15 protein-coding genes are annotated in these 15,384 nt (G+C 45.6%); 4 read left to right on the top strand and 11 right to left on the bottom strand.

Annotated features, from left to right (window positions below):
• Positions 1–54 precede the first annotated feature (54 nt).
• Positions 55–390: a hypothetical protein gene (locus JAO78_RS02510; protein WP_226749770.1), complete on the top strand. Its 336-nt coding sequence runs from the start codon at positions 55–57 to the stop codon at positions 388–390.
• A 7-nt stretch (positions 391–397) separates the two neighbouring features.
• On the opposite strand, the gene JAO78_RS02505 is transcribed toward JAO78_RS02510, so the two are convergent.
• Positions 398–1,279, bottom strand: coding sequence for a flagellar protein MotY (locus JAO78_RS02505; RefSeq protein WP_226749769.1), 882 nt, complete (start codon positions 1,277–1,279; stop codon positions 398–400).
• Positions 1,280–1,459: 180 nt separating this feature from the next.
• Between JAO78_RS02505 and rnt the strand changes: the two genes are divergently transcribed.
• On the top strand, positions 1,460–2,155 hold the full coding sequence (gene rnt / locus JAO78_RS02500) for a ribonuclease T (protein WP_226749768.1): 696 nt from the start codon (positions 1,460–1,462) through the stop codon (positions 2,153–2,155).
• Between the two features lie 102 nt (positions 2,156–2,257).
• Here the strand turns inward: rnt and JAO78_RS02495 are convergent, their stop codons facing one another.
• Entirely contained in the window at positions 2,258–2,596 is a 339-nt protein-coding gene (locus JAO78_RS02495; protein ID WP_226749959.1) for a Grx4 family monothiol glutaredoxin, read from the bottom strand.
• A gap of 227 nt (positions 2,597–2,823) precedes the next feature.
• Between JAO78_RS02495 and sodB the strand changes: the two genes are divergently transcribed.
• Positions 2,824–3,408, top strand: coding sequence for a superoxide dismutase [Fe] (sodB, locus tag JAO78_RS02490; RefSeq protein WP_226749767.1), 585 nt, complete (start codon positions 2,824–2,826; stop codon positions 3,406–3,408).
• A 152-nt stretch (positions 3,409–3,560) separates the two neighbouring features.
• On the opposite strand, the gene JAO78_RS02485 is transcribed toward sodB, so the two are convergent.
• Complete coding sequence (locus JAO78_RS02485; RefSeq protein ID WP_226749766.1) at positions 3,561–4,523, bottom strand: sensor domain-containing diguanylate cyclase; 963 nt, start codon at positions 4,521–4,523, stop codon at positions 3,561–3,563.
• A complete protein-coding gene (locus tag JAO78_RS02480; protein ID WP_226749765.1) occupies positions 4,520–5,539 on the bottom strand; it encodes a response regulator in 1,020 nt (339 codons plus the stop codon). The genes JAO78_RS02485 and JAO78_RS02480 overlap by 4 nt, the downstream gene beginning before the upstream one ends.
• A gap of 62 nt (positions 5,540–5,601) precedes the next feature.
• On the opposite strand from JAO78_RS02480, the gene tpx reads away from it, so the two are divergent.
• Positions 5,602–6,219 carry a thiol peroxidase gene (gene tpx, locus JAO78_RS02475; RefSeq protein ID WP_226749764.1) on the top strand — a complete coding sequence of 206 codons (618 nt, stop codon included), beginning with the start codon at positions 5,602–5,604 and terminating at the stop codon, positions 6,217–6,219.
• Positions 6,220–6,298: 79 nt separating this feature from the next.
• Here tpx and adk read toward each other — a convergent pair whose 3' ends face one another.
• From adk to apt, 7 genes are all read right to left on the bottom strand, one after another.
• Positions 6,299–6,943, bottom strand: a complete 645-nt coding sequence (gene adk, locus JAO78_RS02470; protein WP_226749763.1) for an adenylate kinase — start codon at positions 6,941–6,943, stop codon at positions 6,299–6,301.
• Between the two features lie 224 nt (positions 6,944–7,167).
• Positions 7,168–9,096 (bottom strand): methyl-accepting chemotaxis protein, encoded by a 1,929-nt coding sequence (locus tag JAO78_RS02465; RefSeq protein WP_226749762.1) that lies wholly within the window; start codon positions 9,094–9,096, stop codon positions 7,168–7,170.
• Positions 9,097–9,223: 127 nt separating this feature from the next.
• Positions 9,224–11,155, bottom strand: a complete 1,932-nt coding sequence (htpG, locus tag JAO78_RS02460) for a molecular chaperone HtpG (RefSeq protein ID WP_226749761.1) — start codon at positions 11,153–11,155, stop codon at positions 9,224–9,226.
• 155 nt (positions 11,156–11,310) lie between these two features.
• Entirely contained in the window at positions 11,311–11,913 is a 603-nt protein-coding gene (gene recR / locus JAO78_RS02455; RefSeq protein WP_226749760.1) for a recombination mediator RecR, read from the bottom strand.
• A gap of 2 nt (positions 11,914–11,915) precedes the next feature.
• Positions 11,916–12,242, bottom strand: coding sequence for a YbaB/EbfC family nucleoid-associated protein (locus JAO78_RS02450; RefSeq protein WP_226749759.1), 327 nt, complete (start codon positions 12,240–12,242; stop codon positions 11,916–11,918).
• A gap of 73 nt (positions 12,243–12,315) precedes the next feature.
• Positions 12,316–14,469, bottom strand: a complete 2,154-nt coding sequence (gene dnaX, locus JAO78_RS02445) for a DNA polymerase III subunit gamma/tau (protein ID WP_226749758.1) — start codon at positions 14,467–14,469, stop codon at positions 12,316–12,318.
• A gap of 42 nt (positions 14,470–14,511) precedes the next feature.
• Positions 14,512–15,060, bottom strand: a complete 549-nt coding sequence (gene apt / locus JAO78_RS02440) for an adenine phosphoribosyltransferase (protein WP_226749757.1) — start codon at positions 15,058–15,060, stop codon at positions 14,512–14,514.
• Positions 15,061–15,384: the final 324 nt, after the last annotated feature.

Here is a 15,384-nt window from a genome sequence, read left to right as displayed (position 1 = left end):
GCGGAAACTTTGCTAAGGTTAATCAAGCTATTACTGATTAAACAAGGAAGCCTTATGCGAAGTTGGATTGTCACCCTAGGTTTGCTGCTCAGCTTCAGCGCAGGGCAATTAGCCGCTGCACCGGCTTTTCAGCAGATACCGCTGCCAAATGATGCACAAGAAATGGCCCGTCTAGAAACAAAGATGCCGGCGGTATTGCATTATTTTAGCCAACAAACTCAGCAAGACTTGTTACTGTTTTATATCACCGCTTTAGGCGAGCCTAATCAGCAAAAAACCTTAGCAACGCAAAAGCAATTGTATTTCTTTCGCGAACAGCAGCAGATCCGCGTGGTAATTGCCGAGCGTAATGGCTGGCGTGAAGTGTCTGTGATGGTTCAGGGCCGCTAGGCCCTTCTTAAGGTTTTGCCATTTGTAACACGACACGACGGTTAACCGCTCGGCCTAATGAGGTTTCATTCGCGGCCACATGCCGACGCTCACCGAAACCTTCGATTTGTACTTTATCTTCAGTAACCCCAGCAGCAATAAAGAATGCTTTAATCTTTTCAGCTCGCTGCACCGACAATTGTTCGTTCATCCAACGTCCGCCATAGCTGTCGGTATAACCTTGTAACTCTATCGATTCGATTTCACTATCGTACTTAAGATATTCCGCTATCTGGGTTAAACGTCGACGAGATTCTCGGCTGAGTTGATCGCCGCCACTCTCATAACTTAGTACCGTAAAGGCAATATCATCAAAGCTGTAAGGTAATAATGCTGCGATACAATGACTAAAGGCTTGGTATTGTGCAGGAAACTGCACTGGGTTTAACGCGGCCACCACTTTATCGTAAGGGCTGTACCAATCGGCGTAGTAAAACGTTGGGCTAAACCCCTGCTCTAACTCAGTGAGTAAGGTCCAAGCCACTTTTTTAGGCAGATCACCGTTAAATTGCTTTAACAGTTTCATACTGGCCACCGCTTTGGTTTTTTCACCCGCACGCCATTGCGGTGGTACCGACATCACTTCGGCGAGATCGTAATTATCTGGCAGGCGCAACATGCTCAGTTCAAAATCCATATTCAACGCTTTACCGGCTTGGCTACGAAAAATCGCTTTACCAAAATTGGGGATCTCATGCTCTAGCTGACACTGCAATGGCGTATTTTTACTTAATAACCAACTAGACTGCTCAATGCTGGCAGAATATTGACGCCATTGTGTTGACGCCGCCACACAGGTGAGTGCAGTCAAACTCAGGCTAGTACAAAAAACATAGGCTAAAGCACGCATAGGCTTAGGTTAATCCCTTTAATTTATCGTTTAATCACAGCAAAAGACGCATCTGCAGCATAACGTCAAACCGCGCCCTTTGAAAAACTAAGCAAGCATTGTGCCTAACACAAGACCTAAGCCGTATTTTTTGGCATAATAGCGCCATCTTTGGTAATTGACCTATCTGTGAACGCAACGATGCCCGCTCAAACCACTTCCTTATTGGCTCGCCGTTTTCGCGGTTACTACCCTGTAGTTATCGACATCGAAACGGCTGGCTTTAATGCTCAAACCGATGCCATGCTAGAAATCGCCGTAAATTTACTGACAATGGATGAAACAGGCCAACTGCTCCCGGGCGAAACGCTGCATTTTCATGTTGAGCCGTTTGAAGGCGCAAACCTTGATGCCAGCTCGTTAGCCTTTAATGGTATTGACCCTTTTAATCCGCTTCGAGGCGCGGTTCATGAACGCGAAGCCATTGGTGAGATCTGTAAAGCGGTGCGCAAAGCCCAGAAAGCCGCGGGCTGCCAGCGCTCAGTTATCGTGGCGCACAACTCAGCCTTTGACCAAGGCTTTTTTAATGCCGCGATAAACCGGCTAAATTATAAACGCTCGCCGTTTCATGCTTTTGTCTCTTTTGATACCACCAGTTTAGCCGCGCTGGCGTTAGGCCAAACCGTATTAGCCAAAGCCTGTGCTCAAGCAGGCATAGCCTTTGATGCGAAAGAGGCTCATAGCGCATTGTATGACACCGAACGCACCGCAGAATTATTTTGCTATATCGTCAATCGCTGGCAACAACTCGGTGGCTGGCCACTGGCTGACGCCTTAGCTGAAGAATCAACCGATGCTGAGAGTGATGCCTTAACTGCGCCAACGGACGAAGCCTAGGATTAAAGAGTAAAAATGCAGAAGGATGTAACAAAAACAGGTTATTAGCTACATCGCGAATAACATTAAAGCGGCCAACGAGGCCGCTTCGCATGCGGGCAATTATTCAGCGCTGGTTTCTTTTTGGCGCGCTGCCGCGTCCTTAATCAACGGCTGTAATTCAGCACGTTGAAACATTTCTAATATGATATCGCAACCACCCACTAATTCACCTTCTACCCATAACTGTGGGAAAGTTGGCCAATTGGCGTATTTTGGTAATTCCGCCCGAATGTCCGGGTGCTGCAGAATGTCCACAAAAGCAAATTGCTCACCGCAAGCTATCAGCGCTTGTGACGCCTGGGCAGAAAAACCACAGCTTGGGAATTTTGGTGATCCTTTCATAAATAACAGGATCGGGTTTTCAGCGATTTGCTGTTTGATTTTATCTAGCGTTTCCATAGTGTCCTCACGGTTTAACATGACTGTGTCAATATTTTACCCTGTATTAGGCCGCCAAGCACTTGAGTTTTTCAGAAAGAACCCAATATCTGCTAAACAGATAATAATGTCCCGGCAGCAGCCGAGTGGCAAAGCCCAATCGCTCAACGAATAAACTTGAGTATTTTAGTCAGGTTTTGTAGTCTAAGCGATGCAGACACATTTAACAACGTGAACGGAGAGCAACAATGGCCTTTGAATTACCAGCATTACCTTATGCGAAAGATGCGTTAGCCCCACATATTTCTGCGGAAACTTTGGAATATCACTACGGCAAGCATCACAATACTTACGTCGTAAAATTAAATGGTTTAGTTGAAGGCACACCATATGCCACTCAATCGCTAGAAGAAATCATTCGCTCAAGTGAAGGCGGCGTATTTAACAACGCAGCCCAAGTTTGGAACCACACTTTCTATTGGCATTGCTTAGCACCAAATGCAGGCGGCCAACCAAGCGGCGCGTTAGCTGATGCCATCAATGCAAAATGGGGTTCATTTGATGCTTTTAAAGCGGCATTCAACGACAAAGCCGTGAACAACTTCGGTTCAAGCTGGACTTGGTTAGTGAAAAAGGCTGATGGTAGTTTAGATATCGTCAACACCAGCAATGCTGGCACGCCAATCCAAGATGCAGCAGTCACGCCGATCATCACTGTCGATCTGTGGGAACACGCTTACTATATCGATTACCGCAATGCACGCCCAACTTACTTAGACGCCTTCTGGGCCCTAGCTAACTGGAACTTCGCTGCAGAAAACTTCGCTAAATAATTTTTAAGCAGTTTTTCGCTCAATACCCAGCTTCGGCTGGGTATTTTTTTGGTTTGTATTTTGATTTCATCAAACTGCCGTCGTGTAGCCCACAAAAGCTAGATTTACACGCATCAAGACGGTCGCGTTATTAGAATAGGGTTGCTCAACACTCAGGCTTTAAAAAGTGTCACTTGGTTACGTCCATTTTGTTTGGATTGATATAAGGCTTTGTCTGCGGTTTCAATCCACTGTAGACAATTTTGGATGTTTACATCTCGTTCCACCAAACCGAAACTCATCGTCACTTTAATCAGCTGCTGATTATACATAATGTCGAGTTGTTCAATCTTTCGACGCACTCGTTCGGCTAAATATTGCGCCTGATCGGCGGTGGTATCGAGCAGTAAAATTGCAAATTCTTCACCGCCGTAACGCCCGGCAATATCGGTTGTCCGCAAACTTTTACGAATCACATCGGACACCTTTTGGATAACCAAGTCACCAGCGGCATGTCCGAAGGTATCATTCACTTTTTTAAAATGATCGATATCACACATAATTAAACTGCTGTGATGTTGCGGATAACGCTGCAAACGATCAAACTCCAGTTTTAAGTGCTCTTCCCAATTACCGCGATTACGTATCTGCGTTAGGTAATCGGTACTGGATAACTCACGAAGTTGCTGATTAGTTTGCTGTAACGCTAATTTGTTAATTGCGGCATCGGTCACATCGTAAATCATAAAACACAGATGGCTAACCTCGCCGCGACTATCGGTGATTGGAAATATCGTGCTGTTTTGATACATGTAATCAGCGTTGCCAGTAATGGGACGATAATTATTAAAACGAAAAATATATGGACGTTGTTCCCAAATAGTAAAGGCGCGATTTTTTAACAGAAACACCGGATCGCACTTACGTCTTAGCCAGTCTTCATCAATTTCCGGAAACAAATCAAACAAATAATGTTCACGCACTTGACGTGGCGTTAGGCCGCTATGGTTTTCCATAAAACCGTTCCACAGTTGGATCCGATAATCTTCATTAACAATCACCAACCCAACATCCACAGTTTGTAACATGTCCATCAGCCAATGAATATCTGCTATGCCAGCACTTTGCTCTGTCATAACGCATCATCCATTAAAAAAGCGAGTTTATAATTCAAGGTTTTCAAACTATCCTCAGTAAACAGCAGTAATAAATCACAATTAATATTAAAATTTTCAATGCCGTAACTTAATTCTATTGTTAGGGTGGTTTTCCAACGCTTTGAATTCGCTTTAATTAACTCATTAATCGCGGCGTGTTGGCCCAGCACCACCGGGTGCCCTTGGCTAAAAGTAATATCAATTTGCTCTGCAATGCCTTTAAGAACAGCACCAATTAAGATATTCGCAATATCCATCAATAGCTCTAATTCGACAGTGCTATTCATTTCGCCATGATAATTCAGCAAACGGGCAATATCAGCAAAACTCGAGTCAGTCAGAATTAACAACGCCTCACCAGCCACACCACTCCCGATAAACCCTTGGCAAATAGCCGAATTTTCACTGTTCGGATCAATCGACGCTAATGCCATCGTCAACTCACTGACTTCAATCACATTAACATTTGGGATTGGTAAATTAACAAACACATTCAGCAAACGCGCCAGTAAATCCCCCGCTTGTCCCATGGCGACATTGGCAACTTCTTTCATCACATCGCGCAATTCATCATTCAGTTGTAAAGTATCTGCGACTTTTGGTGCAACGCGTGCCTTGGGTGTTGTCAATAACGCCATATCGTTTATCGGCAAAAAGGCCGATAACTCAACAGCACTTATAGGTTTTTTTAAAAATGCCTTCGCACCTAAGGCCATTACCCGTTCGTGCGCCTCAGGCTGCACATCACCAGAGATCACAATAACCTGCACTGGTAATTGCAATTGATTTAGCTCAGTTAGCACCTGATAGCCATCCATTACCGGCATATTTAAATCAAGCAACAACCAATCAATCGACTGTTTCTTTAAGGTGCTAAGCGCATCAGCGCCGTGTCCGGCAAAATAAATGTTGGGTTGCCAATCCTGTGGTAAGATTCTAGCCAGTTGCTTTCTAGCCAGATTAGAATCATCACAAATCAAAATTGCAGGCGTCATAACTTTCTCGCATTGCAGCAGTTAATATTATCATAACGCTGATTAACCATTGGAGCAGCAAAATGTTTTTAAAAACCGTGAATAGAAATAATCTACTAATAGCACTTTGCCTTACTTTTGGCAGCTTTTCAATTCAAGCCATCGACATCACCGAAAAGCTCCCAGCGCGGGTGAGCGCCGTAAAAGCCGGTGATCAGCAAGTTATATTATTAGGTAAACCGTTAATTACGGGTAAAAAAGCGCCTGATTTTAAAGTAGTCGATAACAACTTTAAAAAAGTCAGCCTAGAAGATTTCAAAGGTAAAACACTGATGATCAGTGTAGTACCCAGTATTGATACCGGTGTTTGCTCATTACAAACCAAGCGTTTTAATGAAGAAGTAGCTAAATTACCGGAAAACGTCGTGCTACTAACCATCAGTGCTGATCTGCCCTTTGCCCAAAAACGTTTTTGCCAACAAGAACAAGTAGAAGCGATGGCGGTGCTATCCGATGCGGTGTGGCGTGATTTTGGCAGTAACTATGGTTTACTGATTAAAGATATGGGCTTGTTAACACGCGCTATTATTTTAATCGACAATAAAGGCAAAGTGGCTTATCAACAATTAGTGCCAGAACTGGCCCAAGAGCCCGATTATGCAGCGGCACTGGCGGCGTTGCAGCAGCTTACGGCGTCTTAATGTTGCGCTAACCAAGGGATTAAAAATAAAAAAACCGGCGTAGCCGGTTTTTTTATGCGTCACTGGGCAAGATAGGCGATTAATCTAGCAATGTTACCAGTTGCTGACTCACCGCATCGACTGCCTGAGTACCGTCAATATGGTGATATTGCGTTTCACCGCGGGCCGCAGTTTCACGATAATAACCCACTAATAATTCCGTTTGCTCATGGTAAATCGCTAAGCGTTTACGCACGGTTTCTTCTAAATCATCCACCCGTGTCACTAACTCTTCACCCGTTTCATCATCTTTACCGGTCACTTTCGGTGGATTATAGACTAAATGATAAACACGACCTGAAGCGGGATGCACACGGCGACCGCTCATGCGCTCGACGATAACATCATCTGGCACATCAAATTCAATAACGTGATCCACACTAATGCCGGCATCTTTCATGGCATCAGCTTGTGGAATAGTACGTGGAAAGCCATCTAATAAGAAGCCATTGGCACAGTCTGCTTTTGCTACACGCTCTTTTACTAAACCGATAATTAATTCATCAGATACCAGCTGTCCAGCATCCATAATCTTCTTTGCAGCCACGCCGAGTTCTGAGCCCTCTTTAATCGCCGCACGTAACATATCCCCAGTTGAAATCTGTGGAATACCATATTTGCTCATTAAAAACTGTGCCTGAGTTCCTTTTCCGGCGCCAGGGGCCCCTAACAAAATTATGCGCATAGCGATCATCCTCGTCTTTTGGGATCAATTTGTAGTTTTTGTCAGGCTTGATCTTTGCATAATGCGCTCTTTGAAACAAGAAATTTGTCAACTGGTGCTACCTGAAACAGCGGTATACCTAGCCTTTAGTCGATAGTCTAGCCAAAGCCGCCGTTACAAGGTGTTATCACTGAGTAAGCAAAATAAGTGACAAGGTTTTCAGCGGCTTTCTGGCCATTATCAGACTAAAGTCTGAAACGCTTTACTAATTCTTGTAGCTGCTCGGCTAGCGTGGATAAAGCATCACTGGCCTGCGAAGATTGCTGTACGTTCAGGTTAGTTTGCTCTGCCACATCACTAATCGAATGAAAGTTTTGATTAATATCATGCGATACCACGGTTTGTTGTTCCGTTGCGGTCGCTATTTGATGCGTAGTGGCGCTAATCAGCTCAATAGCCTCATTAATTGATATTAAAGCCTGTTCGGCGCGAGTCGCGTTTTCAGCTGTTTTTTGTGCATTGTTTTCACTGTTTACCGTCGCGTTAACGGCTTTTTCTGTGCCGCGTTGCAGTTTTTCAATCATCTGTTTGATTTCAGTTGTAGAGTCTTTAGTACGGCTAGCCAGTGTTCGAACTTCATCCGCCACAACCGCAAAACCTCGACCACTTTCGCCGGCTCTGGCGGCTTCTATAGCCGCATTTAGCGCCAGCAAATTAGTTTGCTCAGCGATACTTTCGATAACTTGTAAAATACTGCCTATCTGATCGCTATCCTGTTTTAATAAACGAATAATAGCCGCTGCCGAACTGACTTCTTTAGATAGGTTGGATAAATCAAGTACGGTGTTACTGACGACTACTCGACCCTGCTTACTTTGCTGCTCAGCCTGTGTGGCCGCCTCGGCTGCTTGCTGGGTGTTCCGTGACACGTCTTGCAAAGTACTGGTCATTTCATTCATGGCAACCGCAGCACTGCTAATTTCAGTGCTTTGTCGCTGCATTCCGTCGGTGGTGTGCTGATTAATTTGCGCTAACTCTGTAGCTGCTGCCGCTACCTGATCAGAATAATTTCCTACTTCACCGAGCATTTGCCGCAAGCGTTGCTGCATCGTGGCGATAGACGCTAATAAACTGCTGTTATCACCTTGGCTTAGTTGAATTGACGCAGTAAGATCGAACTGTGATACCTGATGTACCATTGCTGCGGCATACTCAGGTTCGCCGCCTAAAATCCGTGTTACGCCTTTTACAATAAAAATACAAATATAGGTCGCGATGACCATGATGAACAGTGCAGCCATTAGCAAGGTGTACAACATATTGTTCACTTCGGCTAAGGCTTCTTGTTGCCGGCTTTCTACCACAAGGCTCCAGCCAAGCATAGGAATGTATTGATAGCTACCAATCACGGCCGTTCCCGCCGCATTTTGATATAATCCAGTGCCACTTTGCTGTTGTCGAGCTGCCACTGCGGCCTGCGTTTGTAGTGGATCTTTATTGTTAATTGATGCCGCCGGTGATAAAGCAATACCGGCCGTATCAAGCAAATATATTTCGGTATGCTCGTTAAGCTTGAGCTCATTGACCTTACTAAAAATGGCTTCTAGCTTAACGGCACCGCGCATAACCGCCACAATTTGATTATTTAGTCGGATAGGAATAGCAACCGTACTGACGGTTTGACCGGTTGCACGGGATACCACAGGCTGTGAGAATACATCCTGACCGCTGACCGCCTGTTTAAACCAAGCGCGATCAGCTACGTTAAAAGCGGCATTTTCAGCAGACGATAACACCTTGGCTTGGCCATTACTAAAACTGACCCCCGCCTGACCAATTCCGTCTAACCCAACCACAAAGATGGTGTCATATACACCTGAGTTTTGTGCCAGTTGTTGCATCAATTGCGTGGCTAATGCTAAATCTAATTGTTGGATACTCGGCAACGTAGCCAACAAGCGCATCTCATCTTGGCGCACTAATAACCAATCGGTAAAAACGTCCGCGTTCGAACTAGCGGCACTGCTTAATGTTGTTATTTCATCTGCGGTTTGTGAGGATTTATATTTAACGAAGACCAAACTGCTTAACGAGACAATCCCTATCAAAAATACACTAACAATAATAACCGTTAAACGTACACCTAAGCCTAAACTACGCCAAAATGTTGTCATACTACACCTATAAGCTTTCTTTTTTTATGGCTGTAAGTATAGCTGTAAAAATCGAAACTTTCTCAATAACAATAAGCTAAAAAAATGACCGCCTAAGCGGTCATTTTAAACGAGCATTTAACAGTGGTTACTTTGCCAACGCTAACAGTAAACCGTTTAAACGGGTTACGAAGCCCGCTGGGTTTTTCAAACTCCCCCGTTCGGCCAGTAAAGCTTGATCTAACAACACCTCGGCCCATTGCTTAAACTGCTGTTCATCTTGCTCTTCCGCAATATGCTTCACCAGTTGATGTTCTGGGTTTAACTCGAAAATGGGCTTCACTTCAGGTACTTTTTGGCCAGCAGATTCCATCAATTTAATCATCTGCGTGCTCATGTCATACTCATCCGTTACCACACAGGCTGGGCTATCCGTTAAACGATGACTGACTTTCACGTCTTTAACTTGATCGCCTAAAGCTGCTTTAAAACGCTCCGCTACCGTGGCGAAGGCTTCTTCAGTTTTTTGTTGTGCCTGCTTGGTTTCCTCATCATCTAACTTAGATAAATCTAAACCGCCTTTAGCGACTGAACGCAGCTTCTTACCATCAAATTCAGGTAAGTGTTGCACCAACCACTCGTCAATTCGATCAGAGAGTAATAAAACCTCGATGCCCTTTTTGCGGAACACTTCCAGATGTGGGCTGTGTTTCGCAGCCTCAAAACTGTCGGCAACCAAGAAATAAATATCATCTTGGCCTTCTTTCATTCGAGCCACATAATCGGCTAATGCCACGTTTTGCTCACTGCCCTCATTTTGAGTGGAGGCAAAACGTAACAGGGCGGCGATTTGCTCTTTGTTGTTATGATCTTCAGCCGGACCTTCTTTTAGCACTTGGCCGAACTCATTCCAAAAACTTTGATATTGCTCGGGATCTTTAGCCAGCTTTTCTAACATCTTCAAAGCACGGCTGCTGCAGCCTTTGCGCAGGCTTTGGCTGACTTTATTATCTTGCAGAATTTCACGAGACACGTTTAACGGCAGATCGCTCGAATCTAACACACCTTTAATAAAGCGCAGGTAGCTCGGCATAAATTGTTCAGCATCGTCCATAATAAACACGCGCTGCACATAGAGTTTTAAACCATGCTTAGCTTCACGGTTCCACATATCAAACGGCGCTTTTTTCGGCACATATAACAAGCTGGTGTAATTCGAGTTACCTTCAACTTTGTTGTGGCTCCAGCTTAATGGCTCACTCCAATCGTGTGAAATATGCTTGTAGAACTCTTGATACTCTTCATCTGAAATATCAGATTTATCACGTGTCCATAACGCAGTGGCTTTGTTAACCGCTTTCCAGTGGCCTGGCGTTGCCGCGATAGTTTCACCGTCTTCTTCACGAGCTTCAGTACCTTCTTCCCACATTTCTACCGGAATAGAAATATGATCGGAGTACTTAGTTACCGTACTTTCAATTTTCCAACGGCTTAAAAATTCGTCTTCACCTTCGCGTAAGTGTAAGGTAATTTCAGTACCACGTTCATTTTTAACAATGGGCGCTAAGCTGTAATCACCTTCGCCTGATGATTCCCACTCTACGGCACTGTCTGCAGCCAAGCCGGCCTTACGGGTACGCACGGTGACTTTGTCCGCAACGATAAAAGCAGAATAGAAACCTACACCAAATTGACCAATTAACTTCGAGTCTTTGCTTTGATCACCGGACAGTTTAGAGAAAAACTCTTTAGTACCTGATTTCGCAATAGTACCCAGGTGCGAAATCACTTCAGCTTCATCCATACCAATGCCGTTATCGCTAATGGTTAGGGTACGTGCTTTCTCGTCAAAACTGATTCGTACGCGCAGCTCGCCGTCATTTTCATACAGGCTGCTGTCTGAAAGGGCTAAAAACCGCAGTTTATCTGCCGCATCCGAGGCATTTGACACCAATTCGCGTAAGAAGATTTCTTTGTTTGAATACAGCGAGTGGATCATCAGTTGCAGCAGTTGCTTAACTTCCGCCTGAAAGCCATGGGTTTGTTTCTGGCCAGACTGGGTGGCAGTGGTATCAGTCATTTGGTGAGTCCTCAACAAAAATAATATAAGTGCGACAACAAGTACGAAGTACCTGCCTTTTCATCAAGGGATATGGGGGTTAACAGTAGGAATTCAAGCGTCGATTTTTAGTCTACTTAGCCACGCTAACGGTTAAGTAGACTCTTTACGCTGGATTAAAAGCTTTTACGGCCACTAAAGGCGTGCGCCAAAGTGGTGCCGTCGATATATTCTAACTCACCGCCAAAAGGCAGTCCTTGCGCTAAACGCGTGACCTTACAACCGTATTTCTGGCAAAGCTCAGCAATATAAAAAGCTGTCGCCTCACCTTCAACCGTAGGATTGGTTGCCAAGATTAACTCAGTGAGTTTTCCTTGAGCTAATTGTGCCGCTAATGCATCGAGGCCTAACTCTGCTGGGCCAACGCCATCTAAGGGAGACAGATAGCCCATTAATACAAAATAACGCCCTTGAAACTGCCCAGTATGCTCTATTGCAAGTTGATCCGCAGCAGACCCTACCACACACAGCACATCGGCTTGTTGTCGCTTCACATCACTGCAGATGGCGCACAGGCTATGCTCAGAAAAGGTACGGCATTGCTGGCATTGCCCTATCCCTTCCATCGCGGCCACTAAAGCCGTGCCCAGCCGAGCGCCACCGCTACGATTACGCTCAAGTAACTGAAAAGCCATGCGCTGGGCCGATTTTGGCCCAACACCAGGTAAAACGCGCAAAGCTTCAATCAGTTGCTGTAACAGGGGCGTTAACTTCGCCATAATTAGAACGGCATCTTCATACCTGGCGGTAATTGCATGCCACCAGTTACTTTCGCCATCTGCTCTTTATTGTTTTCTTCGACCCGGCGCACGGCATCATTTAATGCTGCAGCCACCAAATCTTCTAGCATTTCTTTATCATCACTCATCAGGCTGTCATCGATAGTCACTCGACGCACATTGTGATTGCCCGTCATGGTCACTTTAACCAAACCCGCGCCTGATTCACCCGTGACTTCCATTGTGGCGATTTCAGCTTGTACTTTCGCCATTTTTTCTTGCATGGCTTGCGCCTGCTTCATGATATTGCCCATGCCACCTTTAAACATACTCTATCTCTCTATTTTGTGGATGTGGAAATTGTTGGCGACAAGATAAATACTCGCTCAACAAATTACAAGGTTAATTCACCTGCAAGGTGTCAAGTTGCAGCTCTGCACTAAATATCTGTTGAATGGCTTGCAGCTTGGGATCTTGTTGCAACAAGCGGCTGACATAGTCTTTGCGTTCATGTTCTATACGCTGCTGGATCGCTAACGGACTGGCATTAATCTCTGCTAAGTATTGAATCTCTAACTGAAAATTGGCAGGAAATACCGGGCTAATTGCCGCATACAGCTTTTCACGAAAATCGCCCTTGTCCAAATGTTGCTGCGATTGGGCTACCTGCAATTGCACTTGCAGGCCATTTTGCTGCATAGCACTGTGTAATAAATATAAACGTAATAACCCCCCAATCGATAGCTGTTCGATTAAGCGCGACCAGGCATCGACCTGAGCGGCAAAACGAATAGAAAAACGTTGCTCGTCAAGCTCATCGGTATCATTACTGGGTAAAACATCAAATTGCTGCTGCTGCCACCATGCTTCCGTTAACGCTTGTTGCTCAGCAAAGCTAACGGTGTCATCTGCAGTGGCACTATCTTCATCGTCATGCTGGTGTGAACGGGGCTCTAACTTTGCAGCAGGCTCGGGTACTACCGCTGTGGCTTGTTGCGGTTTTGTTGTAGCAGCCATGGCGGATGGCGGCGTATTTAAACGTTGAGGTAATTCAGGCTGAGGCAGCGCCATCGGGCGCTCAGGCTTTTTTCCTGCGACTGTCTCCACCGCTGGCGGTGCTGCCGTCACTTGCACCCCACGCCGAGCCATAATACGCGCGGTTCCCTCATCTATCGCCGATGCTACTGGAGTAGCGCTATGCTTATCAGGCGTGGCAATCGGGTTATTGCCTAAGGCCGTGTTAGACATTGTAACACTGGCGCTTAACGTTTCTGTCGGCGCCGAGGCTATTGCCGCCGCCTCAGTGGGTTGGTGTGGTTCAGCTGCCGCAGAGGTTACCTGACTTGGCGCAGTAACGGGCGCCATAGCGTGTGGAGCAATTGGCGCAGTCATTACGGCTGGGCGTGCCTGAGGTGTCGAGGCGGCTGGTGTTGATAGCGCTTGCGTTGGCGCCGAACTTTGCGGCTCTGTACGGCTCGCGGGTACAAAGGCCATGGCCCGTAATAACGCCATTTCTAGCCCGACCACCGGCTCTGGTGCGAAAGGGAGCTCCTTCTTGCCACTAATTAACAATTGATAATACAACTGCACCGCCTCAGGCGCTAAATGCGCAGCCCAGTAACGGATCATTTCGGCTTGTTCAGATAAGTCTGACGCAGCAGGCTGCAGTTGTGTTAGCGCGGTCAGATGCAACAGCGACAACATATCATCTAACACCTGCTGATAATCAGATTGTTGACTTAACAGTTCTTGTAACGCCTGCTGCAGCTGCGCCATATCGGCGGCTAACAGCGCACTCAGTAAACTTACAGCAAAACGGGTATCTAATAAGCCCAACATCTGACGCACGGTTTCGACGGTAAGATTGCTATTACTTAGCGCAATGGCTTGGTCGGTTAAACTTAACGAATCGCGTAAACTGCCTTTGGCCGCCTTGGCTAAGGCGGTGAGCGCAGCCGCTTCAAACGGGATCTGCTCGGCAGCCAGCACTTCTGCTAAATGCTGCTCAATTTGCACCGGCGTCAGGGCTTTTAAACTAAATTGTAAACAACGCGAGAGGACCGTGATGGGTAACTTTTGCGGATCAGTCGTTGCAAGCAAAAATTTGACGTGCGGCGGAGGCTCTTCCAGGGTTTTCAATAAAGCATTAAAACTATGCCGCGACAGCATATGCACTTCATCAATCAGGTACACTTTAAAACGACCACGACTGGGTGCATATTGCACGTTATCCAGTAGATCGCGGGTGTCTTCAACCTTAGTTCGAGAAGCCGCATCAATTTCGAGCAAATCAACAAAATTGCCGGCATCAATTTCTTGGCAAGCACTACACTGGCCACAAGGCGTTGCGGTAATACCCGTTTCACAATTTAAACTTTTGGCAAAAATACGGGCGATGGTCGTTTTACCGACACCACGGGTGCCGGTAAATAAATAAGCATGATGTAAGCGACTGCTGGTTAGGGCATTCGCCAACGCGGTTTTTACATGCTGTTGCCCTACCAACTCACTAAAATGACGTGGCCGCCATTTTCTTGCTAAAACCTGATAACTCATGCCCGCTTTCCTGCACCTAACATCACAGTGCCTAGCCTAAACTTATTCGCCTTGATACTCAACCAAACTGCAAAGTTTCAAGCCTAAGGCTTCAAGTCTTGCCACGCCCCCTAATTCAGGTAAAGCGATAACAAAGGCCGCATCTTCAACTTGACCGCCTAAACGACGCACTAATTGCACGGTAGCATCGATAGTACCGCCAGTGGCTAGCAAATCATCAACCAATAACACTTTATCACCTGCAGCGATGGCGTCAGCATGTAATTCCAGTGCATCTTGGCCGTATTCTAAGGTGTATGCCTGCGAGATCCGTTCGCGAGGTAATTTACCTGGTTTACGCACAGGCACGAACGAAATACCCAACGCATAAGCCAAAGGCGCCCCAAAAATAAAACCGCGAGATTCCGTACCAATAATCTTAGTAATACCTTGCTGCTGATAATGCGCCGCAAAAGCATCAATCACTTTTTTAAAACTGGGGCCATCTTGCATTAAGCTGGTAACATCCCGAAAAGTAATGCCCGGTTTCGGGTAGTTTTCTACCGTTTTGATCACGCGCTTCAATTCTGCTGCTAATGCTTGATAATCCATTGCTTTACCCTTGTATTAAACCGATAAAAAAGCCGCCCGAGTGGCGGCTATCTGGCAAATGCAAAACTGCATTAACCCAATAACTGTACCCAGCGTAAAATTGGCACTAAACACAGCAAACTTACAAAAACAATTACAAATATCAGTATCTGTTTTGCATTCAAAGAGTCTTTAAAGTTTTCGTCAGCCATTTATTTCTACCGCGCAAAAGTTGATTCAAATCAAAACTGGTGCTTATGGTAATGAATTTATGCCTATTTGAAAAGCATTAGGCTTGAATTATCACAAAAGAAAAGCCCCGCAAAACGGGGCTTTATTCAAACT

This window comes from Alishewanella maricola, assembly GCF_016343785.1.
In the GTDB taxonomy this organism is placed as follows: Bacteria; Pseudomonadota; Gammaproteobacteria; order Enterobacterales; family Alteromonadaceae; genus Alishewanella; species Alishewanella maricola.
The sequence above is the reverse complement of the archived record's forward strand: the minus strand, read 5'-3'. Positions and strand labels throughout refer to the sequence as shown.

Bases quoted from the DNA above. Each gene is read 5' to 3' on its own strand.
- JAO78_RS02450 (WP_226749759.1), bottom strand. From the start codon at position 12,242: ATGTTTAAAGGTGGCATGGGCAATATCATGAAGCAGGCGCAAGCCATG.
- adk (WP_226749763.1), bottom strand. From the start codon at position 6,943: ATGCGCATAATTTTGTTAGGGGCCCCTGGCGCCGGAAAAGGAACTCAG.
- JAO78_RS02465 (WP_226749762.1), bottom strand. From the start codon at position 9,096: ATGACAACATTTTGGCGTAGTTTAGGCTTAGGTGTACGTTTAACGGTT.
- htpG (WP_226749761.1), bottom strand. From the start codon at position 11,155: ATGACTGATACCACTGCCACCCAGTCTGGCCAGAAACAAACCCATGGC.
- tpx (WP_226749764.1), top strand. From the start codon at position 5,602: ATGTTTTTAAAAACCGTGAATAGAAATAATCTACTAATAGCACTTTGC.
- JAO78_RS02485 (WP_226749766.1), bottom strand. From the start codon at position 4,523: ATGACAGAGCAAAGTGCTGGCATAGCAGATATTCATTGGCTGATGGAC.
- recR (WP_226749760.1), bottom strand. From the start codon at position 11,913: ATGGCGAAGTTAACGCCCCTGTTACAGCAACTGATTGAAGCTTTGCGC.
- JAO78_RS02510 (WP_226749770.1), top strand. From the start codon at position 55: ATGCGAAGTTGGATTGTCACCCTAGGTTTGCTGCTCAGCTTCAGCGCA.
- JAO78_RS02495 (WP_226749959.1), bottom strand. From the start codon at position 2,596: ATGGAAACGCTAGATAAAATCAAACAGCAAATCGCTGAAAACCCGATC.
- JAO78_RS02505 (WP_226749769.1), bottom strand. From the start codon at position 1,279: ATGCGTGCTTTAGCCTATGTTTTTTGTACTAGCCTGAGTTTGACTGCA.
- apt (WP_226749757.1), bottom strand. From the start codon at position 15,060: ATGGATTATCAAGCATTAGCAGCAGAATTGAAGCGCGTGATCAAAACG.
- JAO78_RS02480 (WP_226749765.1), bottom strand. From the start codon at position 5,539: ATGACGCCTGCAATTTTGATTTGTGATGATTCTAATCTGGCTAGAAAG.
- sodB (WP_226749767.1), top strand. From the start codon at position 2,824: ATGGCCTTTGAATTACCAGCATTACCTTATGCGAAAGATGCGTTAGCC.
- dnaX (WP_226749758.1), bottom strand. From the start codon at position 14,469: ATGAGTTATCAGGTTTTAGCAAGAAAATGGCGGCCACGTCATTTTAGT.
- rnt (WP_226749768.1), top strand. From the start codon at position 1,460: ATGCCCGCTCAAACCACTTCCTTATTGGCTCGCCGTTTTCGCGGTTAC.